Source organism: Ruegeria sp. AB9, assembly GCF_056542585.1.
On the sequence record NZ_JBQGAA010000001.1, the window covers coordinates 883,554 to 908,353 of the forward strand.

Annotated in this window: 23 protein-coding genes, 1 tRNA gene and 2 pseudogenes; 6 read left to right on the forward strand and 20 right to left on the reverse strand. The window is 52.9% G+C overall.

Features of this window, described 5'->3' with window-relative positions:
- Positions 1-72 precede the first annotated feature (72 nt).
- Positions 73-420 (forward strand): winged helix-turn-helix transcriptional regulator, encoded by a 348-nt coding sequence (locus tag ACR0K5_RS04480; RefSeq protein ID WP_480628514.1) that lies wholly within the window; start codon positions 73-75, stop codon positions 418-420.
- Positions 421-660: 240 nt separating this feature from the next.
- On the opposite strand, the gene ACR0K5_RS04485 is transcribed toward ACR0K5_RS04480, so the two are convergent.
- Positions 661-951 carry a winged helix-turn-helix transcriptional regulator gene (locus tag ACR0K5_RS04485; RefSeq protein WP_480628515.1) on the reverse strand — a complete coding sequence of 97 codons (291 nt, stop codon included), beginning with the start codon at positions 949-951 and terminating at the stop codon, positions 661-663.
- Here ACR0K5_RS04485 and ACR0K5_RS04490 point away from each other — a divergent pair.
- Entirely contained in the window at positions 941-1,984 is a 1,044-nt protein-coding gene (locus tag ACR0K5_RS04490; protein ID WP_480628516.1) for a nuclear transport factor 2 family protein, read from the forward strand. The genes ACR0K5_RS04485 and ACR0K5_RS04490 overlap by 11 nt on opposite strands.
- Positions 1,985-2,360: 376 nt before the next feature.
- Positions 2,361-4,237, forward strand: a pseudogene (locus tag ACR0K5_RS04495) (DUF3604 domain-containing protein).
- A gap of 746 nt (positions 4,238-4,983) precedes the next feature.
- Here the strand turns inward: ACR0K5_RS04495 and ACR0K5_RS04500 are convergent.
- Positions 4,984-5,574, reverse strand: a pseudogene (locus tag ACR0K5_RS04500) (type I restriction-modification enzyme R subunit C-terminal domain-containing protein); the annotation flags it as partial.
- A 350-nt stretch (positions 5,575-5,924) separates the two neighbouring features.
- Between ACR0K5_RS04500 and ACR0K5_RS04505 the strand changes: the two are divergent.
- Both ACR0K5_RS04505 and ACR0K5_RS04510 read left to right on the forward strand, forming a co-directional pair.
- Entirely contained in the window at positions 5,925-7,307 is a 1,383-nt protein-coding gene (locus ACR0K5_RS04505) for a tyrosine-type recombinase/integrase (protein WP_480628517.1), read from the forward strand.
- A gap of 22 nt (positions 7,308-7,329) precedes the next feature.
- The gene (locus ACR0K5_RS04510) at positions 7,330-8,142 is read left to right on the forward strand and encodes an AcrVA2 family anti-CRISPR protein (protein WP_480628518.1); all 813 of its coding nucleotides are present in this window, start codon (positions 7,330-7,332) and stop codon (positions 8,140-8,142) included.
- A gap of 145 nt (positions 8,143-8,287) precedes the next feature.
- Here ACR0K5_RS04510 and ACR0K5_RS04515 read toward each other — a convergent pair whose 3' ends face one another.
- Together ACR0K5_RS04515 and ACR0K5_RS04520 are read right to left on the reverse strand one after the other, a co-directional pair.
- Positions 8,288-11,329 (reverse strand): primase-helicase family protein, encoded by a 3,042-nt coding sequence (locus ACR0K5_RS04515; RefSeq protein ID WP_480628519.1) that lies wholly within the window; start codon positions 11,327-11,329, stop codon positions 8,288-8,290.
- A 751-nt stretch (positions 11,330-12,080) separates the two neighbouring features.
- Positions 12,081-13,307, reverse strand: a complete 1,227-nt coding sequence (locus ACR0K5_RS04520; RefSeq protein WP_480628520.1) for a Shedu anti-phage system protein SduA domain-containing protein — start codon at positions 13,305-13,307, stop codon at positions 12,081-12,083.
- Positions 13,308-13,508: 201 nt separating this feature from the next.
- Between ACR0K5_RS04520 and ACR0K5_RS04525 the strand changes: the two genes are divergently transcribed.
- A complete protein-coding gene (locus ACR0K5_RS04525) occupies positions 13,509-14,117 on the forward strand; it encodes a recombinase family protein (protein ID WP_480628521.1) in 609 nt (202 codons plus the stop codon).
- A 296-nt stretch (positions 14,118-14,413) separates the two neighbouring features.
- Here ACR0K5_RS04525 and ACR0K5_RS04530 read toward each other — a convergent pair whose 3' ends face one another.
- The 16 genes from ACR0K5_RS04530 to ACR0K5_RS04605 form a co-directional block, all read right to left on the reverse strand.
- A complete protein-coding gene (locus ACR0K5_RS04530) occupies positions 14,414-15,157 on the reverse strand; it encodes a hypothetical protein (RefSeq protein ID WP_480628522.1) in 744 nt (247 codons plus the stop codon).
- An 8-nt stretch (positions 15,158-15,165) separates the two neighbouring features.
- Positions 15,166-17,082: a hypothetical protein gene (locus ACR0K5_RS04535; protein ID WP_480628523.1), complete on the reverse strand. Its 1,917-nt coding sequence runs from the start codon at positions 17,080-17,082 to the stop codon at positions 15,166-15,168.
- Complete coding sequence (locus ACR0K5_RS04540) at positions 17,069-17,599, reverse strand: ABC-three component system middle component 5 (RefSeq protein WP_480628524.1); 531 nt, start codon at positions 17,597-17,599, stop codon at positions 17,069-17,071. Before ACR0K5_RS04540 ends, ACR0K5_RS04535 begins: the two co-directional genes overlap by 14 nt.
- Positions 17,593-18,126 (reverse strand): ABC-three component system protein, encoded by a 534-nt coding sequence (locus tag ACR0K5_RS04545; RefSeq protein WP_480628525.1) that lies wholly within the window; start codon positions 18,124-18,126, stop codon positions 17,593-17,595. The genes ACR0K5_RS04540 and ACR0K5_RS04545 overlap by 7 nt, the downstream gene beginning before the upstream one ends.
- Positions 18,127-18,217: 91 nt before the next feature.
- Positions 18,218-19,078, reverse strand: a complete 861-nt coding sequence (locus ACR0K5_RS04550; RefSeq protein ID WP_480628526.1) for an abortive infection family protein — start codon at positions 19,076-19,078, stop codon at positions 18,218-18,220.
- 210 nt (positions 19,079-19,288) lie between these two features.
- Positions 19,289-19,363, reverse strand: a tRNA-Phe gene (locus tag ACR0K5_RS04555).
- Positions 19,364-19,442: 79 nt separating this feature from the next.
- Complete coding sequence (locus ACR0K5_RS04560; protein ID WP_480628527.1) at positions 19,443-19,625, reverse strand: DNA gyrase inhibitor YacG; 183 nt, start codon at positions 19,623-19,625, stop codon at positions 19,443-19,445.
- A complete protein-coding gene (locus tag ACR0K5_RS04565) occupies positions 19,622-20,644 on the reverse strand; it encodes a ribonuclease E/G (RefSeq protein ID WP_480628528.1) in 1,023 nt (340 codons plus the stop codon). The genes ACR0K5_RS04560 and ACR0K5_RS04565 overlap by 4 nt, the downstream gene beginning before the upstream one ends.
- Entirely contained in the window at positions 20,641-21,219 is a 579-nt protein-coding gene (locus tag ACR0K5_RS04570) for a Maf family protein (protein ID WP_480628529.1), read from the reverse strand. The genes ACR0K5_RS04565 and ACR0K5_RS04570 overlap by 4 nt, the downstream gene beginning before the upstream one ends.
- An 11-nt stretch (positions 21,220-21,230) precedes the next feature.
- Positions 21,231-21,449: a translation initiation factor IF-1 gene (gene infA / locus ACR0K5_RS04575; protein WP_005978431.1), complete on the reverse strand. Its 219-nt coding sequence runs from the start codon at positions 21,447-21,449 to the stop codon at positions 21,231-21,233.
- 91 nt (positions 21,450-21,540) lie between these two features.
- Positions 21,541-22,416 carry a carbon-nitrogen hydrolase family protein gene (locus ACR0K5_RS04580; RefSeq protein ID WP_480628530.1) on the reverse strand — a complete coding sequence of 292 codons (876 nt, stop codon included), beginning with the start codon at positions 22,414-22,416 and terminating at the stop codon, positions 21,541-21,543.
- Positions 22,417-22,484: 68 nt separating this feature from the next.
- Positions 22,485-22,754: a DUF4242 domain-containing protein gene (locus tag ACR0K5_RS04585; RefSeq protein ID WP_480579055.1), complete on the reverse strand. Its 270-nt coding sequence runs from the start codon at positions 22,752-22,754 to the stop codon at positions 22,485-22,487.
- Positions 22,755-22,817: 63 nt separating this feature from the next.
- Complete coding sequence (locus ACR0K5_RS04590) at positions 22,818-23,411, reverse strand: GNAT family N-acetyltransferase (protein ID WP_480628531.1); 594 nt, start codon at positions 23,409-23,411, stop codon at positions 22,818-22,820.
- Positions 23,404-23,802: a ketosteroid isomerase-related protein gene (locus ACR0K5_RS04595; RefSeq protein WP_480628532.1), complete on the reverse strand. Its 399-nt coding sequence runs from the start codon at positions 23,800-23,802 to the stop codon at positions 23,404-23,406. The genes ACR0K5_RS04590 and ACR0K5_RS04595 overlap by 8 nt, the downstream gene beginning before the upstream one ends.
- 2 nt (positions 23,803-23,804) lie before the next feature.
- On the reverse strand, positions 23,805-24,257 hold the full coding sequence (locus ACR0K5_RS04600) for an arsenate-mycothiol transferase ArsC (protein WP_480628533.1): 453 nt from the start codon (positions 24,255-24,257) through the stop codon (positions 23,805-23,807).
- 3 nt (positions 24,258-24,260) lie between these two features.
- Positions 24,261-24,740 (reverse strand): UPF0262 family protein, encoded by a 480-nt coding sequence (locus ACR0K5_RS04605; protein ID WP_480628534.1) that lies wholly within the window; start codon positions 24,738-24,740, stop codon positions 24,261-24,263.
- Between the last annotated feature and the right edge of the window lie 60 nt (positions 24,741-24,800).

Here is a 24,800-nt window from a genome sequence, read left to right on the forward strand (position 1 = left end):
CGGCACTGTGTTCTGATCGCTAGTTAGTTTTGCACAATCATACGAACAAGTACGGTCATTTAGGATACTGCCTTGAAACATGACGAGCTAGAGGAACACTGTCAAATCGAGGCGCTGATCTCGGCTATCTCTGGTCGGTGGAAGCTGTTGATCATCTATTGGCTTGCGCAGGGAAACTGCCGGTTCAACCAGCTTCAACGCAACCTCGGGCGCATCACACATCGCACATTGACGCGCCAACTCACCGAATTGCAGGTGACGGGGTTTGTCTCTCGCAAAGATCTCCAAACTATACCGCCCCACGTCGAATACAGCCTTACGCCACTGGGCCAAAGCCTGATCCCCCTGCTGTATGAAATGCACGAATGGGCTGTGCAGAATGCGGACAAGTTGCCAGACCCGAAGGATCCTCTGATCTAGAATGGACAATAAGCGTAGGCGCTGTAAGCAGAATTTTTGCAGCGATAAAGCAGGTTGGAGAAAGCAGACTTTATTGAACGCTGTAACAATACTTACTGTGGGTTTGGAGTAGTCGTTCGCAGCCTTTCGCATCAGTGGCTGATCACTGCCGAAACCGGTCACTCCCAACTGAGTTTCTAGGTTCTCGGTGTGCGAAAAATACCGCCTTTCGAAGTTCGCAGTCTTAGGTTCGCTTTGAGGTCAGTTCGAGTGCTCACGGTCGAACTGCATGCGAAATTGCCTGACCTCATCCATCTGTTCATGCGACCAGAAGACGAGCGGCTTCAGCATCTCAAGTAAGCTTCGACCCAACGGCGTCAATTCATAGGAAACCGCCACTGGCGGCCCGGCATCGACGGTGCGGGTCAAGTAACCATCGCGCTGCAATCCACGCAGGTTTTCGGTAAGCACACTTTGTGTGACGTCTCCGATGCAGCGTTTGAGGTCGCCAAAGCGTTTTGGCTCATCCTCCAGCGCGAGGATGATGATCATCCGCCATTTGCCGGTCACATTTGATAGCACGGATCGAATAGAGCAGTTGGAGGCTTCTGCTTTGTTAGCAACACCGATTGGTAGCATATCAGTCTCTGGTATTGTTTCGAAACTAAGAGGCACCATAACCATGGATCGGCTTTTGCACAACACCCTGATCTATATGGCAGTAGCGTTGAGCATACCAAGTCAGTTTAAAGTACGTAATTGCAATGTGGTATTGTTTTGCTACCACGTATCGGAAGGATACGAATCAGAGGATAAAGCCATGTCTCCTAAAGAACTTGTAATCGCACTCTTTACCGCTGCCTTTGCCGATCACGACCCGGAAGCTGCGCGGCAACTCGTTACATCGGATTACATCCAGCACAACCCACAGGTCCCGACCGGGGCTGAGGGTTTGGTTGGCTTGATACCTTTGGTCGAGCAATCCGGAATGACCGCAACCACGCATAGGGTAATTACCGAAGGCGATTTGGTAGTTCTTCACAGCACTTTTGATAACGCAGACGCCTTTGGCGCGCCGACCCTTGCCGCGTTCGACATATTCCGGGTGGAGGACGGCAAAGTTGCCGAGCATTGGGACAATTTGCAGCCAGTTCCTGAAACGACGGTGTCTGGTCGCGGCATGACCGATGGAGCGACCGAGATCACCGATCTCGATAAAACAGAAGAGAACAAGGCGTTGGTACTTGGATTTGTGCGCGACGTCTTGGGCGGTGCCGCACCAGAGAAAGCCCTCGAGTATTCTGAGGTCTACATGCAGCACAATCCAATGCTTGCCGATGGAATTGATGGTCTGATGGAGGGCAGCAAAGCCTGGGCCGAACAGGGCAACGTCATAACCAAGTTCGAACCGCAGATCGTGGTGGCAGAAGGCAACTTTGTCTTTGTCGCTTCAGATGCCACAGTCAGCGAGAAACCCTGGGCTTTCTTCGACCTATGGCGCGTCGAGGACGGAAAGATCGTCGAACATTGGGATGTGGTTTCGCCCACCCCTGCGGAGATGGTGCACGGGAACGGTAAGTTCTAAATACCATAGAGGGATGGCGGGTCGGAATTTGCGGGCCCGCCAACTAAAAACCGGACCTTCGAATTGACCGCAGTAGCCAGCATTGAGAGCCTAAAGCATCCTTTCGCTGTTTCTTAAGACAGATCTACCCAGTTGACAGTCCCGGGGTCGTTAGGTTGATATTCTATTGAAAAGCAGCGGCAGTTTCCCGCGCGCGACCCTGGAGCATGAAAGGATCGGACATTTCTGAGTGCTTGCATTGCTGCGTGCCCCAAGGGGTCGGCTTCTGCGAAACGAAAGAAGAGTTTGATCATCTCGGACCCCAAGGAGGGGAGAGCGCTAGAGCCACCGCCTAAGTTACACAGCGCAATATTGAATAGCCTTCGGAGACACTGACATGACCCGCCTTGCCACTGCCACTGCTATTGCCGCGGTCCTGGCAGTTCCAGCCTTTGCGCAGGACCTTCTAATTGAAAGAAGCACATACACCGGCCCGCAAAAAGAATACTCCCCCTATGTGGATGATTACTTTCCGAACCAGGTCTTCTTTGGTGATACGCACTTGCACTCGTCCTGGTCAGCCGACTCCGGCTTGGGTGGGGCAACCCTTGGCCCGGATATTGCGTATCGGGCTGCGCGCGGGGAACGGGTGACCAGTCATTCTGGCTGGGACGTAAAGCTCATCCGTCCGCTCGACTTCGTCGTGGTTGCGGATCATGCCGAGAACCTTGGCCTGTCCGATTTCATTCAGCGATCTGATCCCCTCGTGCTCGCCAATGAGACCGGCAAAAGGTGGCACGATATGGTGAAATCTGGCGATGGGTACAATGCCTTTCTGGAGTGGCTGCGCGACGAGAGCACCGACTTAATCGACGAGCCAAGAATGGCGGAGTCGGCATGGGCTATGGCGACAGAACTTGCTGACGAGTATTATCAGCCCGGCACGTTCACGACGTTGCACGGATTTGAGTGGACATCACATCCCGGCGGCAACAACATGCACCGTGTCGTCATTTTCCGAGACGGTGAAGACCGGACAAACCAAGTGCTGCCATTCTCACAGTATGACTCGGTCGATGCCGAGGATCTCTGGGCCTATATGGCGGGCTACGAGGAAAAAACCGGCGGACGTGTATTGGCCATTCCGCATAACGGCAACCTGTCCAACGGCTATATGTTCAAGCTGGAAACCTATTCGGGTGGTCCGCTGACCCCGGAATATGTGCAGATGCGGCAGCAGTATGAACCTCTGGTCGAAGTGACGCAGATGAAGGGCGACGGTGAAGCGCATCCCTTCCTTTCCCCAGACGATGCCTTTGCCGACTTCGAGACAATCGATGCGGGCAATTTGAGCGGCAAGGAGGCCAAGACCCCGAGATGCTGCCTTTCGAATACGCACGCGAAGCGCTCAAGAATGGCCTGGTGGTAGAGGCTGAGCTTGGCGCGAACCCGTTCAAGTTCGGTATGATTGGCAGCACCGACGCGCATGGAGCCCTGCCGACAAGCCGCGAGGAAAATAACTTCAGCAAAGCCCATATCGCCGAGCCTTCAGCCGATCGGTTCAAACATGCTCTGGTCGAGGCGCCTGATCCAGCCCTGTCGATCATGATGACAGATATAGGTGCATCCGGGCTGGCAGCGGTCTGGGCCCGAGAAAACACACGCGAGGCGATTTGGGACGCAATGGCGCGCAAGGAGACCTTTGCGACAACCGGAACGCGGATCCGGGTGCGCGTGTTCGGCGGTTGGGATTTTGAGGCTGACGAAGTCGTCAGACCCGATTTCGCACGCGAGGGATACGCTCGGGGGGTGCCAATGGGAGGAGACCTCACAAATGCCGCAAATGGCGCCGCTCCAAGCTTTATGGTGCGCGCGGTGCGGGACCCTGACGGCGCGAACCTCGACCGTATACAGATCGTCAAAGGATGGGTCGACGCCGATGGTCAGACCCAGGAGAAAATTTGGGATATCGCCTGTTCCGACCGGGAGATTACGGACGGTGCGTGCATTTCTGATGTCGGCAATACCGTAGACATTGCGGATGCATCATACACCAACTCGATTGGGCGGGCAGTGCTCTCAGCTCACTGGATCGACCCCGAGTTCGATCCCGCGCAAATGGCGTTCTACTACGTGCGCGTGCTTGAAATACCGACCCCCCGATGGACAGCATACGACGCAAAGTTCTTTGATGTCGAAATGCCTGTAGGTACGGTTATGCAGCTTCAGGATCGCGCCTACACTTCGCCGATTTGGTACACCCCTGACAGCTAAGGTTCCCGCGCTTCATCTATCATGGCTTTGCTCCCACGACTGGCTGGTCCCACCTGCAATTGCAACTCTCTGTGCATTGCTGCTTTTAGGGACGCTTAACGCTGCAATCGAAGTGAATGTCGGCTTGGCGGCCAGCTTCCCAAGGGGCATGTCGAGTTGTCCGGGAAATCGTGCCAAATTGTCCGGAAGCTGCCGCCGCGCTATAGTCCGTCCGATGTGTCCCGATTGTCTCGTCCCTATGTCCCAAAGGTCGCGTCCAGCTATACATGGCCGTATGTGAAAAGGAGAACGAACACAGATCGAAAATTGTCAAACCCTTCAAAAAATCCGTCAAACCTTGAAAAAGTCAAAAATAAATATCCAGAAAAATCAAGTAGTTAAATGGTGCCCGGGGGCGGTGTTCTGTTCCCGTTACAGGCACTTCTTCAGCCGGTCTCTCCAGCAAAACAAGGGGTATGCGACGGACTGTGTCGCTGTCAACAGGCACCATATGGTCTACGGAATGGTCTACGGCTGCTGTGAGAGTCCCTCAGCGACTCCCTGAGGATCAATGCGGTTCCCGGGGGCGTACCCACATCGACTGCCGATAGGCGGCTGTGCGAGTCTCTGCAAGTCTCTCAGCGCCCCCTCTGTGTTTACCTTAGAATTGGCTAGGTGGTCACCCCGGGAGGGGGAGTAGACTAAGGCCACGACCCGTGAAAGGCGCAGAGATTTTTTTGCCGGGAAATACAGTGGGTGCGACAGGGTCAGTCTGAGTAGAGACCACGTTGCATCTCGCGGAATGCCTGAGAGACAGCTGCTAGGCCTCCTAGTTTCTCCTTACCTTCACCGATGCTGCCATATCGCGCAACCAGAAACTGACCCAACTTCTTCGTGGCCAACTCGCTTTCACCATCGTCCTCGTAAGCCTTGAGGATACCCAACAGCAAGTTTTTGGTCTCAGCATCATAGACGTCCATCGACCCTTCTCTCAGACGGTCTGCCCTATCGTATCGAGTCTTGGGGGCGTTTGTGAAAAGGATGTAACTCAGTACATCAAACAGATCGCTCTCAGGAGCATCGACTAACCGCCGAATGTCATCGAGCCTGTCCTTATCATATCCTCGGTCAGACAGTTGTCCGAGAAAGTGTTCGCGGTTGTCAGGGTCGCTCCACACCGTCCGCAGTTGGTCTTCATCCGCAACAATTCCAGAAAGATCACCAAAAAGCCTCTTCAGGAACTCCGCCGCAGAGATCGGTTTGCCCTCGGGACTCCAGTAGGTGGTGGCCGCGATGTATTTGATATTGCGAACTGTCCCATCCGAGAGCGCGACTTGGATCTTCTCTCGGGGGAGGTCATGCACGGTTTCAGGCACTCAAGACGAGTAGTAGCGGCAAAGCTCCTTGGGGATGCGGCGACTGAAGTAAAAAACACCCTCTTTCACGAAGGTGTACTTGGGTGAAATGGTCTCTGACATGGTCTACGGCTCCAACCTGCTGTTAAAAGCTGGAGTGAAACCAAGGGTTTACCTGAGGAAGTGGTGCCCGGGGGCGGAACCACTCTTCGCCATTACACAAAACGCTCAATTGAGTCAAATCTGTTTATTTTCAAATAGTTATTTCATCCCACTCTCGCGTATCCCTCTCCTTGCAAGTTCCACTTGCCCCCTCAATTGCCCCCTCCAAAATTGCCTGATACAAGGCATTCATGCCTACTAATTTGCTATCAGATGCGCGGTGCCGAACCGCGAAAAAGGGAGAACATGGCGACGGGGGTGGCCTGTATCTCGACGTTAAAGATTCCGGTACAAAAAGTTGGAAATTCCGTTGGTCCTCACCTCCCGGTGACACGGCAAGACCAAAAATGGGCCTAGGTTCTTACCCCACTATTTCCCTTGCTGAAGCCCGCATAGAAGCCCAGCGCTGTCGCAAAATGGTTGCGCAAGGCATTGATCCACGCGGAGAGCGCAACAAGGTGTTACGGCCAGAGACCTTTCGGGAAGCTACCAACACCTTTTTTGAATTGAAAAGACAGGGGTTGAAAGATGGAGGCAGCGCCGGAAGATGGATGAGCCCGATCAACCAACATGTGTTGCCAAGCCTAGGCGACAAACCTGTTATTCAGATTACACTGAACGACTTGGTCACAGTATTGAAGCCAATCTGGCAGACCGACACGGGCCGGAAGACACTAAATAGGATGGACCAGATTTTAACTAATGCTAAGGCCCGAAATCCAGAAGTACTGCCCGACGTTTCGGACATCACCAAGAGCACTCAGGCCTTGTTGCCCCACGTAAAGCGAAAAAACAAACATCACCCTTCGTTGCCGTGGGACCAAATGCCAAAGCTCTGGATAGCGCTCGACAATTCCGTCACCAACCTTGGCTTTAAGTTCTATCTCCTCAACCTTCCTCGCACCGCGAACGTTACCAAAATGGTCTGGGCGGAAATCGATTGGAAAGAAAAGATTTGGGATATTCCCCCCGAACGTATGAAAACAGACATCGGCTTTTCTGCACCATTAGCAAGGCAGTCAGTAGAAATTCTGCGGGTTGCGAGGGCCCGATTCAAGTCGGAAGCTGGCTTTGTGTTTCCGTCAGAGACCGCGTGGAAGCGTGGTGTTATTTCGGAAAACACATGGGGGAAATGGCTAAAAACTCATGATTGGCGGGCAAACGATGGTCGGCTTGCGGTGGCGCACGGTTTTCGTGCCACTTTTGGTACATGGTGCGGCGACAATCAAATCTGCGACAAGGACATGCGGAAGCGGTGTATTCAACACGTGGTCGAAAGCCCGGAAGATGCCGCCTATCTGAGGTCAAAACTTCTTCCAGAGCGTCTGGAAATCATGCAGAGATGGGCGGATTTCGTAACCAGTTTGGAACGCAGCCGACGTGAAGCCGCACGTCGTCGACATGAACAACAGCAGTCACTTGATTACCCTGTAGAAACCGCCGGTAAGGATGGAACTTCAAGAACACGTCGAGAAGTTGAAGAATGGCTTCGCCCAAGTTCTGAGGAGGTTGACGAAGAAAACGCGATGCGGACTGCCCAAAAACAAAACCTGAAGATCAACAAACACAAATGACTTTGCAAGTAGGTAACTTAGTATGAAGCTACAGCGTACATTTGAGCACTTGTATGACCTATCGGAACAGCAGGTCATTCCGCGGGGTATCGTTGATGAAGGGCGAATTTTCGCACTAGGCAGGTTCGAAAATGGTGAACGGCTTCATGGTCGCACCGTAGAAGTGGTCGAAGGGCTCAAGGAACATGTGGGGCAACCTTTCGAATTGCACCCTTGGGCATTCGTTGCTGAACTATCCACGTTTCAGCAGGACGGGGCGACCACTCCGTTGAACTTTCTGGAAGTCGTTCTTCCTCAAATGGAAAATTCGGTTTTGGTTAAGCAATATCTTCTGAAGCAAAAGCGACGACACCTTATTGGTCATCTCCGGTTCGATCACACATCCGACGGCACAAAAATTAACATGGCGCTATCCAATCAGAATCCGACGACCAATGAAGAGCAGGCGATGACATCGCTTTATCCCTTGGCAATTGCGGTGCTAAATACACGTGGGTGCAACGTTGACCTAAAACGCCCCCCCAGCATCACCAACACAAAGAGGAAAAGGCAGGGCAAGCGGCCAGTACCAGCTCACTATGATGTTGGAGTTGCAGACTACTTTACGGCCCTGCAACACGTAGGAAACAGAAGCGCCCTTCAAGGAACACATGCGAGCCCTGTCCCGCACCTTAGACGGGCGCATGAGCGCGTTCTTTCGTGCGGTAAGCGCATCTGGGTCAGATCAGCGTTGGTTAATGTGCGCAGAGAAGGCGACATTGCATTCGTTGAGCGTCGGATGGGATACAAACGGAGGGAACCACCATTCCAGAATGACCTTGCGCCCAGCGGTTAGATGCTGCGTGGGATGGCGTCCAGAGCACTCCCCCGAAAGAGAAAGTCACACACGCCCGCTGGTGTGTGTATTGGGGTTTACCTAGATATATTTATATTTAATGAGGTTGTGAGGTTAGCGGGGGCGTCACCCCGCCACACCCTTATTATACGCCGTCAGCTTCAAGAAGTTCCCGAAGCCAGTTGCAAGGAGCGATTTCGTAATACCAATCGTTCTCCGCCCGACCAACCCGTCCGCGGGCCTCCTTGATCAACGGCACTCCCCTGATTTCATCCACCTTAAAAAGCTGCTTCATCATTGCGGGAATGTCACGATCAGCCAACCTACGCGGATCACCGGCAGAACCGATGTGAACACGAAATTCCTTGCGAGGAATCCGGAATGACTTGTCGTCCTCGAATTCAATTTCCTGCTCGCTTTCGCCGAATCCCAGAACCACCTTACCGTCCTGAATTACCTCGCGAAGTTCTAAGAGTGCGCCCCGCATACTATGGAGCTCCATCCGTTCGCGTTCCGCGGTGTTGGGAGCCGTCCGCACATCTTCCCATTCATAACCAACGTCAGAAGGATCAAGGTTTTCAAGGAACGCGCGCAAGGCCTGCATCTCTGGACCATTGATGGCTGCATAAAGCTTCCGGAAATACTCCTTGTCGCCCCTGTGATCCTCCGAGATTTCCATCACAAAGTAGCGTCGCTCAGAACCATTCCCTTCAATGGGGACAACGACCTCGCTGTTACTATCAAAATAGCAACGCAAATAGGAAGGTAGCGTGACAACCGGCATCCCCTTCGCTTCGGCCTGAATGGTCGGAGACGACACAAGCGACTTCAAGACCGAACCTACCTTAGGCGATGCACCGAAAACGGCTTCGGTAACAACAGCAACAATACACTTGCTGAGATGCTCTCCAGCGAAACGCCCAATCACATGCTCTTCCTTGTCGAGAAGCTTTGCGTAGGGGGACACAAGCCGCATCAAGATTTCGCCGAAAGTGGACTTACCACACCCTCCGGCCCCCCGGCAGACAACTGCAGTTCCCGGCTTTTCTCCCGGCTTCTGAACCATGTGCGCCATCCAAAGGATCACAAAACGATACTTCTCTTCATCCTCTCGACAAACTATGCGGTAGATAAAATCCTTGAGCGTAGGCCAGTCCCCTTCCCGCGCCGGAAGCTGGAAACCGGAAAACATGTTGTACTCGTTATCCCCGGCGACGAGCGGGGGCGGCGCGAACACGATGCCAGACTTACGAGGTGCGTTCTCGAGGAATTCCTTGGCCGGATTCACGATTTCATCACCCACCTGAATCCCACGGTTCATATGAAAGCTGATGAAATCTTCCTTCGTGCTTACGATAATCGTACTGGAAGTCATTTCCCCCTTCAGAGTGTTCAAGTCAGGCTTACGGACCACGCGGAACTTGCCATCAACATCACACACGGCGAAACGCTTAGAGAGCGTCGCAAACGCGCTGTCCAGATCGTCTCCAAGCGGATCTGCAATATCCATAGACGGGTGCGCCAGATGGTCCCGTTCGAGCGCATCCAGCATATCCTTGGTCCGCTCGGTCTTTCGGGCAACGTCAGCCTCCTTGCGTTCAACCTGCAACATTTCACGTCCGGACTTTTCCAACCGCTTGATGTCATTTGCAACGAAGCGATCTAAACCCGACAGAAGCTCCTTTAGCTTCTGCTTTGCGGCCGGGCGAGACCCACCCTTCTCAACACCCGCATAGAGCGCTGCAAAAGTATCATCCCCAGACCGGGCATGTACCTTGGAAAAGGCCACTTCAACGGCCCTCGGCGACCTCAGAGCTTCCAGCTTGATAGTCGCATCTACATAGTCAGCCTTATGCACGATCTCCGCTACACCGTCAGGGTACAGAAATTCCGAGCAGAGTAAGTCGGATAGAGTTTCACAGCTATCCGGAAGTACACACTGATCTTCCAGCATCCGCAAGAAATCCCAAGTATGGACGCCGCTACAATGGTCATGGTGGCAGAAGATGACGAACCCGTCCTCACCTTCACACGCCCACGTTCCGTAGTCTTCTTCCCCCGCATTGCTATGTGACGCCTCGTTGGGGCAGCGGATGTTGAACCCCTCACCAGCATCGCCAAGGACATCGCAGCCTACATACTCGAGAAAAGACTCGAGGCAAAATTCTCCCCCGAAATCAGAATGCCAAGCCCGAAGATCAAAACCATCACTCAAGAATGCCGGTTCATCGGTATCCTGTCGGTTCCCGCCACCGAAGCCCCTGCGCCGCGCGCCGCTGCGAGTGTACTTTGAAATATCTCCCTTCGGCATATCTTCAATCCGCAACCCACGACCGGCAAGAATGTAGTGCTTGAATTCAGCACCATCATGGCTTCGGCGCGGAAGGTACATGAGCTGAGTCGGCCTCATCCCAGCAGCATCGAACTTCGTCACTCCAATCGACTCGCAGAAACCAACATAGAGACTCTTCCAGATCCGTTCTGCCGTCTTCTGATCAACAAAGTCCGCGTAATCGAACGCCCGAACCAAAGGTACGATGATCCGGAACCGATCACCCTTAGCAGTCTTCTTCCGGTCATGGGAGTGGGTGGTGTAGATGATGGCAAACAGGCCGAGGCGGCGTAGGCGTTCAACGGTATGTTCTACAAGGTGACCACCATCAACATCGATTGCCACGGAATGAATGCGCTGAACCCGATCCTTGAGCTTATAGACGTACTCAATCTTCTCCTGAGCGCCGTATCTCGTATGGAAATAAGTCTTCCCGGTGCGTTCGCATTCCGCAAAGAATGCCGCGCTCCCCTCCTTATTGTTGTCCACAGGGTGGTTTGAAAGGAATTCCACGAGCTCGCTCAGCGGACCCTGCACAAATTCCCACTTCTCCGCGCTCACGCGCGGTGCACGGTTTGACTTACCGATAACCGTCTCACTACTCAAAAGTGCTTCACACTCAGGCGCTGAAAGGTCGCCAATGACGACAGCATCACCAAGAGACATCAGCTTAGGGCGGGTGAAGCGCACTACATTTCCCTGTTCAATCCTATCATACATCCAGATCGGAGGCTCCGGCCGTTCAGGACAATCAACTTCGTAAATGTCTTCAGGGGCCGGGATGTCGTCCCAGTCCGCAAAAACTTCAAATTCGCTTCCAATCGGAGCGTTCATATTTGTCTCACTTTCCGCCATGATGGCATTGGACAGATACTTAGGCGCTCGGACGCAGTCTCCTTCGAGCCCGACCCGATAACCCGCGATGAACCTGCACATTGAGGCGCAGGCCCGGTGAAGAGAGGCGCAACCACCTCGGTTTGTAGTTTTGCTTCGTGATCTGTCCCGTCACGAAGACTTCTGTTTCGACCTCATAGGCCGAAATCTGTGCAGCTCCTGCACAGGCGAAAAGGGCGCGGTCTATCCGCGATTGACAATCTGCATAGAGGCCATTGAAACCTACGTCAAGAATTTTGACCCATCGGGTCAGCAAGTTTCGGTAGTTAAGTCAGGTTTACATAAGTTGCATACGCTTCAAGCGGGAAGGGAAGTTAGCGAAATAATCTTAAGTTTTTGTTATTAATAAGTTTTTTTAAATTACATAACCAAGATCGATACTTGCAAACTTAATTCAATTAGTTGCAATCCGGCCCGCAGGCAGCTACTGCAGGGGATTACAGCCCCGGGGCGTACCCCCCTTTGGGTCCCTGCAACAAATGCAAATAAAGTATCGAGGGACGCCTCTGTGGCCGTGAAACCAAAGGTATTCTCTAGCCGCTATGAACTGTGTTTGGAGACGCTGACGCTCCAACAGACCGAGAAAGTAAAAAATTGACAAAAGCCCGCGTTAGCGGGCCTTCATCGAACACGATTTCAAACCAAAACTGCCCTCAGACCAACCCTTTCACACCGTAACAGAACGCTTTCTTCGTGAGATGAAGGTCCGAGTTCACATGTAAAACTGCACTTTCACACCATCAACGAGGTCATCAAAGTTCAGCAATTCGATATCCCGGTAGTCCGCCGCAATAGATCGCCATTGTTCAGGTTCGAAATCTGCCCGCCGACCAACCACAAGGAAACGGCGCGGTTTATAGACTTTGAATCCATATTGCTCTTCGAACCAACTGCGGTTGTTCGGATCATCAAAAAACTCCGAATAAACGCGAGTTTGTGCGATATAGCTCTGTAGCCAAGCACCAAATGTTTCCCGATTTTCTCGCCCAACCACCATAGATTTCCCAATGTCTGGCAATTTGAACTCCACAATGTCTGCGTAGCCATTGGTATTGATGACAAAGAAGTCAGGCTTAATGTCCTTTCGAACCTCACTTTGCCATTTGCATAGTGCCTCTGCCTCAACGTTCTGAGCTCCGAACCTCATGGTGAGTATAAACTTATGCCGGTCCTCCGCGAGGAATTGTGTTATTTGTGGTTCAGTGGTTTTTTTGTTACCCCAAAGCTCCACGAAATCATTAATTAAGGGCAGTTTTTGATACTTGTAGTCGCTCGGCAGAGAGAGGTATGCCTCCGCATCGTTTTCGGCAAGTTCACCCCAGAAATGAGTGGGGATACCTATTTGATCGGTTTCTCCATCTCCTTCCACGAACTCAATCGGGAAAAAGTCTATCCACTGGATGCGTCGTGTGATTAGTCCGTTTTCGTTGGCATCAAAGAACTTGGCGTTTACCAGACGGCAGAATTGCCCGGCGGGCGGTTGGGGTAAATTCCAGTTGAACCCAAAAACGGCTTCTTGCGCAGAATGGTTCCAATTCAGTTCATCCAACTTCTCCCAACCGGCATGTGTGGCAAGAACCAAGTCGTCGGAATATGCCGGCAACGGGAAGGTAAGTTCCATAGTCGACCCAAGGTTGAATCCAACTATCTGCTCAAGGAGGTTAGTCTCCTTCAGAGAAAAATCGAACGCGGTCAGGTTAATTTGGTACTCTTCGCTCGGCTCGTCTTCGATTTCTGAGCCGAGATATTCAACGGCAATGTGCGTGCGTCCAAAGTAAATTACCAAGTTATCGTGAAAGTGTAGAAATGAGGGAACTTTGTCCTTCAATTCTGGGTTTGAATTCAACTTCTCGTGAAACGGTTTCCAGTAATGTTGAGCGAACTCCTCTAAGAAGGCACGGGCCATTTGGTTCGCATCAGCCAATGTCGCCTCACTCATCAACGATTTCCTTCGTATTCTCATTTGAGCTGCCAACGTAGCGAAAACTACCCAAAGCTCAATGTGCTTCAGTATCAATAGGCACGTCCCTAAAAATACCTCGAAACAGCTCCAGAAAAAGTATCAAATATACTATCGAATCATCCTATTGATACTGTATCAATTAATTTAGAAGCATAAGGGACTGAAGGGTGTTTGGTCATGAAAATTTGGGGTTATGTACGTGTTTCGGTTGATCGAAGCACACAGGCAGCAGGCTGGGAGGATCAAATTGCAACCTTAAAAGGCTTAGGTGTGACGCGCTTCTTTTATGAAGAGGCAAGTACGCGCGGAGACCGCCCCGAGTTTGCGCGGATGCTGAAGGAGGCAAACACGCAAGCAACGGAAAACAATCGTGTGTGCATCTGCGCTGCCAAGATGGATCGGGCCTTTCGCGACTTAGCTGCCGCTGACGCGGCTGTAACAAAGCCTGAAAATCCGAATGTCATTTGGCTCTTGCCCGACCTCTCTGCGAACCCTTTGGACCCTAAGGACCCAACGCAAATGCTCCTAGTACGTATGATGGGTGCTGTGGCTCAGTTTGAGCGTGATCGATTAGCAGAACGTAGAGCCTATGGAATTGCGAAAGCAAAGCGCGATGGGAAATACAAGGGCCGGAAACCGACTGCCCGCGCCAAGACGCCGGAAGTTCTTAAGCTCAAAAAGCGTGGTTTCAAACCGGATGAGATCGCCAAACAACTCGAGATAGGCCGTGCATCAGTCTTTCGCATTTTGCGGGATCATCGCGAAGGGAATGATTCCGTGGAGTAAGGATGCCCGCTGACACAAGACAGCATCTGATCCAAAAGCTAACCACACTATATTATTAGTCACTCGCCCTACGACGACCAACCCGCAATAGCGGGCCTATAGGTACCACGCTAGACCCACGACTCTGCGTCAAAGCGAAAAGTTGTTGAAAAGTTTACCACCAACGCCTTGATCAACAGAATTGTGCACATCGTGTCTCTCATGTCTACGAAGGGACTTGAGCTCCGCCTATTCACACCGAGGCTTTCGCTGCAAAAAAATTGGACCCGGCGCAAGAAACCAAGTATCTCAGCGTTTCATCCGGCAACGCTGTCAATAACTTGAACCGCGACCACCTTTAAGACTCTGTAAGTAAAGCTCAATCCGGGAATTGAGATCAGCACAAACCCAGCGCCGTATAACAAAGCCGTCAGGTACACTGCCCAACGTTGCGAGTATCTATCTTCCACATTATAGAAGCTGCTAAGGACATCAATTTGAAGCTGATCATCCTTCAAGGCGCGCAATTCATTGGACGCTTGTTTTAACTTCATTTTTGAACGGTCCAGCCAAGGCGCTATCGTCAAAAGAGGTGCGGCCACCGTTGGGCGTCGAGCCTTGATCGCAACAACCATCGTTCGCAGTTTTCGAGCAGTAGCTCGCCCCAATTCACTTTCGACAAACTGACTGGTTGACCCAAATTCCTTTATTGTTGCCGGAGCTATTAGGCGGAAAACAATTGTTCCGACACCCACTAAACACGAGCCCAAATAGAACAAATTAAGCTTCGTAAAAAAACTCATTCCACGGCGATCTTCATCTGCTGCCAATGACGTGTCTCGAGTGACCAAACCCTCTTGAACCGTCAGAAGACCACCCATGTCGCCCAGATAGCGCGCTATCTCAGAGTGGTACAAAATTACATAGCCCACGAACGGCATTGCTATAGAAAACGTTGCCAGTGGAGACTTTCCAAATCCGCGAATTAACCGCCAGTTGAAGACCCTGACCATCCAAGTGTCTGGTTTATGCTTTTGTGCTCCATCGGCCTGTTCACTCATCCTTTGCCTCAAGAAAGCATCAATGTTCGTCGATCATGAGTGTAGGCTTCGCCAACCGTTATTTCCGGGACATCAAGCTCTTCGTCGATCATCGAAGTTGCAATTATAATCTGATGTTCAGAAGCGGCTGATTGCGACTTTTCCCAAAGTAGCCTTTGGAAGTTCTTACTACGCTCAGGCTCCAACCCTTTGTCTTCGACGGTGTCCATCATAAGGAACCGAGGGTGAAGGAATTCAGGATCGTTTGCGGCGGCAAACAAGAAGGAAGCAAAGAAACTATTTCTAAGGTATACCATTGAACTTGCGGAGAAATAGGATTCGTCATTTACAGCAAGCCTGTCTGCATCGAACTCGAAGGTCACGTGGTCCGCTCGTTCAAACGTAGACTGTCGAGCTAAATCGCGTTTGAGGAAGTCCAATGCGCAGTCTTCAATGGCGGATTTTGCTTGAGCCAGACGACTCTCTTGAGCCCGCTTCCCAGCCTCAATCGTATTATCCAAATGTTCAATTTCGGCTTGCAGTTCGTCCCTCTGCATCCGTAGTTCTGCGATTTCGCTGATCACAGCCGTTGTTCGCGCGAGTTCTTCACGTTCACGATAGGCATAACCTGCCTTTTGGTTCAGTTCTCGAAGACTTGCTCTCATTTCGGATGTCGGGTTTCGCAAAACAACCGAATGACTATGTGTTGCTTGCTCCCATTGCGCCGTGACTTCTTTGAGTTTTGCACTTAGGCGCGTAATCTCGTCTGCCCTCTGACGTTGTACTTGTTCAGCGCGGTCAATTTGTCTGGCGTATTCGTTAATCAGCTTTAGGACCCGCTTTTGAGCTTCTTCATCATCGTGCGCGCTCTTACACAAGGAACATGCTCCTTGCACCTCGTTTTCTTGAATGGGAGCTAGACACGCCGGACAGAAATTGAACGTCAACCCCCCAATCTCATCCACAACAGTTCGGGATTGGTGTAGTTCTTCAAGCTTTCTTTTTAGCGAGTGGATATACTCGTTGGTATCCGCGGTTGCCAAACTCTCTTTCATCAGAGCTTCTTCGATTTCGGATATTCTCTCCTGCAATACCACCACGCGGTCATAGGCGGTTTTTTGGACATTCAGCGTCAGCCTATCGTCAAAATCGGAATTAAATACCCTTGCCTCCAAGGTTTCTATATTTGCTTCAATTTCAGCGATTTCCTTGTCGAGCTGGTTTTTCTCGGTAGCCACCCATTCTTCCGTCAGTGGCTTGCCGTCTCGACCGTGCGTTCTAGTCAAAAACCTAATCTTAGAGGACAACTCCCGAAGCTCTTCGGCGGCATCTTTTTTGCGCAGACGGGCTTTATAGTAGGCGTCGCTGTATGCGCCACAAAGCAAATCGCCTACAGCTTGCCTTGTTATGGCTAAGTCGTGGCGCTGCGGTCTGAATATTTTTTCGACTGGGCTCATCTGGTCAGAATACAACAGGCGTAAAACCTGATTGACCGTCAATCGAGCATTCGACTCTCCGTACTCAACTTGAGGCAACCCCAAAAACCTGAATAGAACCTGCGAAAAGCTTTCTTTGCTGCTGCGACGAAAAGGGTATGTTTCCCACCCTTCGGCGACATTCGCAGAAGCTTCATCAATACTTCCATAGAATAGCTTCATTGGCCGTTGCGAGCTGGTCTCAACATCCCGCCAGAGCGTTAGTACATTCCCGTTGACCGAGGCCTCGATCATAACGGAGTCACAATTTGCTGCTGTCTCTCGCCACTGGGTTTCCAGCAGGTCTCCGCCTAAACCGTAGAACAAAAAATCCATGATCGTGGATTTGCCGGAGCTGTTTTGCCCCCGCAGAATGTTTAAGCCCGAGTGAAATGCTTCTTCGAATGCAACTCCACCTTTATGGATCACTCTTAGCTTGTTCACTCTCAAGTTGGGGTTAAATTGTGTCATAAACAAACTCTCCCAGTCCCGTACGAGCCTTCAAGCCGTCGGGTCCGCTCATTTGAATCGCTGGGAAATCTCGGGAAATTAAATCCAATAACCCTGCATTTTTTCTTGTAAATTTCTCTATTGCTGCATTTAGTGCATCTGAAACATTCTCTTGTTGGAGGCTAACTATTCTTGTTCCAGCGCGTCGTTCCACGCCAATCAGTCCGCTCGAAATCATCGCACTCAACGCCGTTTCTTGAATAACATCCATTCGTTCGTACAGGACTTGCGAAGACGGTAAAATTTCGTACTCATCACCAGCGATCTCTCTGATAACGGCATTATTCCGCTTTCTCATTCCTTTTACGGAATTGGGCGGTCTAACTTCGGATAGCCTTGTAGGAAAACAGAGGAAGAAATCAGCAATTCGCAAAACTTCTGTATTCATAACCTGCTGCGAACTGCGCTTCAAAATGGCCAGCATGCGAAAGATTGTATTGTAGGGATCATAGCACGCTGAATAAGAAAGACTCAGCATGACTGCCACCGGATATGGCAACGCTCGGCCAGCCAATTTATCATACCGCGAACTTCACTTGGGGTGATCAGCAGATGGTCGTGACCTCCGACCTCGTCCATTTCGGCTAGCGTCGGCTTCACAATCTCATCCTCGATAATCCGTTCGACCTCTTCACGTGTTAGGTTTAATGTGTCTGGCATTATTTTAGTTTCAAACACATTCAAAATACGTGACAAGAAATAAAAAAACAGTCTTTGAGCCGACTGGTAATGTGTAAGCTTGTCGAGCATCATTTCGAACCAAAGCAGGTCGCGTTCCGCGTTTTGCAGTTCGTCACTCCTCCCAACTGCTCGCAGTTTTTCGCCAAGCCCTTTTAGGTCAGAATTTTCTCTGTTTGAAATTAGAAACTGTAACTGGTCGATGTACCCATTGAAACGTTTGTTGGTACGCATTTCCTCATTCATGCGGCGCAAAATATTCGCGACCTGTGAGTGCCCCACGATAGAGCATTGCTCTCTCTGAGACGTATTCTGTTCTTCTTGCATGAGTTTAGGTGTGCTCTGTTATCTTGCCACTCGATCTTGGGTATCAACTTGCGAGATAGTTTGGAGGAATTCAATCGCTTATATCATGCACTCACGACTTGCCGCTCAAGCATTCCAAAACATAAGCAGCCAATGTGTGCGCCGAATGGATGGCCAATCGCGCATGCCGCGGGCGAAGGGCTGACGCCCTCATCTGTTCTTCTGTCCGTCCGTGGGCACCGCTCTTTTTGTTGCGCATGTACATTGTGCCATCAACGATACTGTTGAGACCGGACGCAATTTTCTTGAGATCCTTCGCTTCAAGGTCCTTTGGATTGATGCCTAAGGCATCCCGAGTAAGTGCCCATAGTGTATTGAGCGTGTCACTTTGATCGTTGAACGCAATATCCTTTTGGGTGAGGTACGCCTTTAGCGCAGCCTCCAACACGTTCCCCGCGTAATGCGCAGCGGCGTTGGGGTCACCCTCGACCTGCTTTAATGCCCGCCCCATTTCCAATTCGACGGCTGACAACCCGCCACGCTCGATCATTTCACGCAATGAAGTGGTGGGCGTAGCAGATGCGGTGCCAATATATCCACCGTTGGAATAAGCCAGCCCTGACTTGCCCAATGCAGCGTTGATACGATCCTTGTAACCTCGTAGATCGACAGACCACTCGGGCTCGGATTCCCATGAGGCTGCGTTAGCGGCATCCCATGTTTCGCGCTCAAGAATATCTTCCAAAAGGCTACCAAGCACGCCTAATGGCACAGACGCTTGCTTGTTGGTTAAGCGCAACCATTCAACTGTCTTTTTAACTTTGTTGGCGTCGGGTGGATCGCCCGGTGCATCCGCATAAGCAAACAGCCGGTCAATGTCAGAGTGCGTGTAGTACTGGCTGAAAATCTCGCCAAGAACGCCGATAATCGGTGCAGGAATTCTTTCACTCATTGTATCAATCTCGTTGTGCAAACCACGAAGCTGTTAATGTTGCACACAATATGCTTCGTATTTTTTCAGTATCCGAACACTAGGTTAATCAACAAATCATGGAGACACCATGTAGCGTGTTCGGACTGTCCGCTAGGCGACATACGTCAACGCGGCGCGTGGCTACTGAAGTTGATTCGCCCCCTCAACTGCCCCCTCCGTGACAAAAAAATTCATTAATATCAAAGGAAGTGGTGCCCGGGGGCGGAATCGAACCACCGACACGAGGATTTTCAATCCACTGCTCTACCCCTGAGCTACCCGGGCACGGGAACGACATTCGTCGTTGGGTGGGGGCCTTCTATGACTTGCTACCGGCAGTGTCCAGAGGCTTTTTCACATTTTTTCAATGCGGTCGGTTTGGCGTAAGGTCCTGCGTGTCAACCTCGGCTTCAAGGTCCTCTTCGCGCTGCGACGGAACCGAATAAGAGCCATTCAACCACTTAGCCAAATCAATATCGGCGCATCGCTTTGAACAGAACGGACGGAATCTCTGCGTGGTCTCCTCTCCGCAAATCGGGCAGCTCATTTCAGGATCTCCGTCACAGGAACGCGACCACGTTTTCGCTGCAACTCGAAATGGCCCAGCGGGGTCCAGCCTGCAAGAATCGTCTCGTCCGGATCTGACCTGAACGCGGCACGCAACGCCGATTCAAACCCGCGGCGATCTTTCTTGGGCATGGGAGCCAGATCCAGCGTAATCTGTCCCGCCAACCCGCGTACGCGCAATGCACGGGGCAGAACCTTGGCGCAGGCAAAATTAGCTTTGGTGCCCGCCGCCAGTGAAGTGTCTGTCCCGGTATTCACATCCACGGCAACCAAAGCGCGAGTGGGTTCGATATAGAGATGCCCTCCGCCCGGCAAAGGCTCGGATACGCCACGCACCACGTCCAGTGCATCCAGAACACCATGGGTTTCGAAACCGCCAGCCTGGGTCACCACTTCAGCCGGGTCGGTCCAGTCGCGCCAAGCAAGGATATGGGGGCTATCACCTTCACTGAGCAGTTCAGGCTCGGACCCTTCATCATTCATCACCTGCTCGGCCTGCGCCAACATGGCTGAGATATCTTCCGAGATGTCTTCAGCATCCGCGTCCGCACAGCAAGAGCGGAGGATCAAGCCATAAGCGCAGTCACCCATGTGCTCATGGGCGATTTCAAGCAAATGGTCGCGTATGTCCTCGTCCTTGATGCTGCGAGAAATGTTCAGGCCCGGAGCGTCGGGCGTGACAATGGCATAGCGGCTTTTAAAAAGGACCCGATTGCTTACCGGGATGGCTTTGCCGGGTTCAGCAAATCCGCTGACCTGCACCAAAAGCAGAGCGCCAGGCGCCAGGCCCTTGACTTGTCGCAGGAAGGCAGGACCGTCAGGCGTGGAGAGGAACATTCCACCCTGCCCTTTGACCGGGCGGTCAGCGCGGGCGCGATAGATTGTACCGGGCGCGGGTGCGTCAGGGGCAATCAGAAAGTCATCCAGCTTGCCATCGACCATCAGAGCGGCGGCCTCGCGACCTTGGATGTGGTCCAGAACGATGGTGCGACCCTTCATGATGCCTCGCGATACAGTGGATAACCGATACCTTGCAGCAATGCAGCGGTCTCGGACAGGGGCAGGCCTACGATGCCTGTGAACGATCCTGAAATCCAGGGAATGAAAGCACCTGCGGGACCCTGAATGGCGTAAGCGCCTGCCTTGCCTTGCCAGTCGTCGGTCGCCAGATAGGCGTTGATTTCGACATCTGACAAACGTTTTACCTTGACCTGCGAGACCACATCCCGTTGTAGCACTCGATCCCCGCGCCTGACGGCGACCGAAGTAATCACGCGGTGGCGGCGACCGGATAAGGCGTGCAGGAACTCCGCCGCCTGACCTGCATTCTCAGGTTTGCCCAAGATGCGGCGCCCCAAAGCCACGGTTGTATCTGCGCACAGGGTGACGTCGTCGCTATCCGACTGAACGGCCTGAACTTTTTGACGCGCGATGCGGCTGCAATACGGGACGGGCAGCTCGCCTTTCAGAGGTGTTTCATCAATGTCAGGCGGGCGGATGGCATCGGGCTGCACGCCAAGCTGAGCCAGCAGGTCCAGCCGTCTTGGGCTGCCCGATCCTAAGATAAACGCCATTGCGGCAGGCGTTACTTGAAGCGGTAGTTGATCCGACCTTTGGTCAGATCATAAGGGGTCATCTCGACCTGAACCTTGTCGCCGGCCAGAACGCGGATGCGGTTCTTGCGCATCTTGCCTGCCGTATGTGCGATGATCTCATGGCCGTTTTCCAGCTCGACCCGAAACGTCGCATTAGGCAGGAGTTCCTTCACGACACCGGGAAATTCGAGCGTATCTTCCTTGGCCATGTTGTCTCCATCGTTACGTTGCACCCGCAGAATCTGCGGGGATGTGCGCTTAAATGAGCCCATTTTGGGCTTATTTCAAGGGCGGAATCGCCTAAAGGGCGGATATTGTGACCGATTCGACTCGGGCAGCCTGCTCTTCCCAATGGGTTCGGTTCAGCACGTGACCGTCGGCACGGACCTCGGCGATGGCTGACAGGTCGACATCCGCGTAGGTCCAGCGGGGTTGGTTCAAACTGCCTTCGGCCAGCACGCCGGTGGCCGGGAACCCCTTATCGGGAGGACCAAACACACCGCCAGTTCCGGTATTCATATCCACCGCCTCGGACCACTCGTTGTTTCCAACCAGCGAGGCCATGACGGTAACGCATTGATTTTCCAAAGCTCTTGACATTGCACCAATCCGCACGCGCCAGTAACCCGAGAGCGCCTCAGTACAGGAAGGGACAAGGATCAGGTCTGCCTCACTCAGCGCGCGGCCCAGCAACGGAAACTCGCTGTCATAACAAATCAACACACCGATCTTGCCCAGCGCGGTGTCGAACAGCTTGAGCGGACCCCCCGGGGCGATGTCCCAATCCTCGCGTTCGAACCGGGTCATGATCTGTTTGTCCTGATGGTCGCAGGTTCCGTCCGGCGCGTAGAAGGCGGCGCGGTTTACCGGACGGCTTCCACCATCCACGACCGGAGCGGATGCGCCCAGAATGTAGGTTTTGTACGTCCTGGCGAGGCGGTTGTGCAGGTTTTGTACATCGTCCATCCGGTCGGATACGGCGTGGATCGACCGTTCCAGATCGCCCGCCACATCGGCCCCGTCCAGAGTCGAGAGTTCCATCGCGCCGTATTCAGGAAAGACCAGCAACTCGGCCCCCTGCCCTGCGGCCTCGGAAACCCACGCCTCAAGCTTGTCTTCGTATTGTGCCCAACTGTCGAGCCAGGCCAGGTCATAAGCGGCGGTTGCGACTTTCATGGCAGCGTCCCCGTGCGGTCAAATTCGCGCGACCTTAGTCGGGGACACCGGCCAGAGTACAGCCCCATTTAGCCAGCGGTTGTCGGATCGATGATCGTGGTCACTTCGGTAACCGTGTTGGCCGGGAAACCGCTGAGTTCCGCGTGTTTGTGGATCGCGTCTTCGCTTTCAGCCAGATAGATGCAGAAGGTCTTGTCGCCAGCCACGTAGGAATGTTCCCACTGCACGCCGGGTATCTGCTCCAGCGCTTCATTTGACTTCGCGGATGCGCCGCACAGTTCTTCACCGGACATGGAACCAACACCCGGAAGATCGCGTTCGATAACATAGCGTTTCATTGCACTTCCCCCACGGAAAGCCCAACAATACCACAATTCGGACATTTTTTCTGCGCTTGGCGCTCAGAGGTCTCTGATCCAGAACTGAAGCGGCTTTTTCGACTCGCCCTCTTCGCCGATATCCTTCCACGAAAACTGTGCGATGGCGCCGGGCAAAGGCTCGTAGCCACGGGCGCGCCAGAAGGTGTCCAGCGGGCGATAGTCAGTAGGGCGCATCGGGTGATCGTCGGGGCGTTGCACGCTGCAGAAGGCACATTTGGAGAAACCCAGCGTGCGGGCATGGGCCTCGCGTTCGTCGAAGAACCTGTGGCCGACGCCCTGCCCCCGATACTCCGACAGCAGCACGGATTCCGCGCAATAAAAAATGTCGTTCAGATCAAGGCCTGTGCCCTCGAAGGCCGCCGCGAAATCTTCTGCGTGGTCGCTCAGGGGGGCGCCGGTCGACGCGCCGATCAGGCGATCTTTGTCGAATGCGCCTACAACAATGGCTTTGTCGCTGTCGCGGTAGGATTGCAGGTACTTCCGCTCATATTCGAGGTCGCCGTCATAGAGATACGGCCAGGCATGAAACACCTTGATCCGCAGGCGGGCGACATCATCCAGAGCGGCCTCGAGTGCCGCTCCGGTCAGGGGGCGGACCCCGGTGATCTTACCCATTCGAGACCTGCTTGGTCCAATCGGCAAGATTGTAGAAGGTGGTGACGCGGGTAATCTTGCCGTCTTTCAGATCGAAGAACGACCCGGCGGGCAGGCGATAGGTCTGGCCATGCGCGTCAGGCAGGCCTTCGTCAGTTTTCAGATAAGTCCCGTTGACAATAAACTCGGCAGCGGCGCGGGTGCCGCCTTCGGATTCGAACACGACGATGTCGGTCAGGTTCTCTTTATAGCAGCGGTTCATATGGGCGCAGAACGCCGCGAACTTGTCCTTGCCAGTGCGGATCTGACCTTCGTTCACGTGATGGGCCACGTCATCAGACAGGCAGGCCAGCATGCCGTCAACGTCACCCGCGTTGAAGGCTTGGAAATAGGTTTTGACGGTCTGGTTCATGGTCACTCCGTAGGTTCGCCCCAGCGGTCCTTCAGATGCTTGATGATCTGATCGCGGGTCTGTCGGTAGTGATGTAGCTTTTGTTCGCGGGTCTCGCCCATCCCGGTAGGGTCCATTATTGGCCAATAATCGACATCAAGGTGAAAAAACCGGGTCAGTTCCAACGCTTTTCGCTGGCTCGCGGGAGACAGCGCCACGATCAGATCGAATGAGCTGAGGTCATCGCCCCATTGTTCCATCTCGTCGAATGACCGGGACCGATGGCGCGACAGCTCAACATCGACCTCATGGCAGGCAGCAATGCTGAAGCCGTCAATTTCCAGATCGTTGTGCACTCCCGCAGACTGAACATAGGTGCCAGTGCCATAAAACTTCTTCATCAGGCCTTCGGCCATGGGCGAGCGCACCGAGTTGTGGTCGCAACAAAACAGGACCGACTGCGGCAGGGGCTTCACGCGTCAGCCCCCAAAATGCAACACGCAGATCAGCGTGAAGAGGCGGCGGGCGGTGTCGGTGTCGATGTCAGCCTTCCCTTCGAGCCTTTCCTGCAGCACCCGGCTGCCTTCGTTGTGGATACCGCGGCGGGCCATGTCGATGGTTTCGATCTGGCTGGGCGGCAGCGATTTCACCGCGTCGAAATAGCTTTCGCAGATCTGGAAATAATCCTTGACCACCTGCCGGAACGGCCCAAGCGACAGGTGAAATTCGGCGGCTTTTTCGGCCTCTTCCGTCGCTATGTCAAAGACCAGGCGTTTGTCGCGGATCGACAGCTGCACATGGTAAGGCCCGTCTGGTATGACACGGTCATCCCGGACGGGCAGCGAAAAGCTGTTTTCTTCCAGCAGATCATAGATGGCGACCTTGCGCTCCTGCTCAATCTCGGGCGTCGGCGGTGGCAGGTTTCGGTCATCCAGTTCGATATGCGAAATGCGGGTCATCTTTACGGCTACAATCCTTGTGTCAGCACAGACCTATAACAACGAAATTCAGTCGGCAAC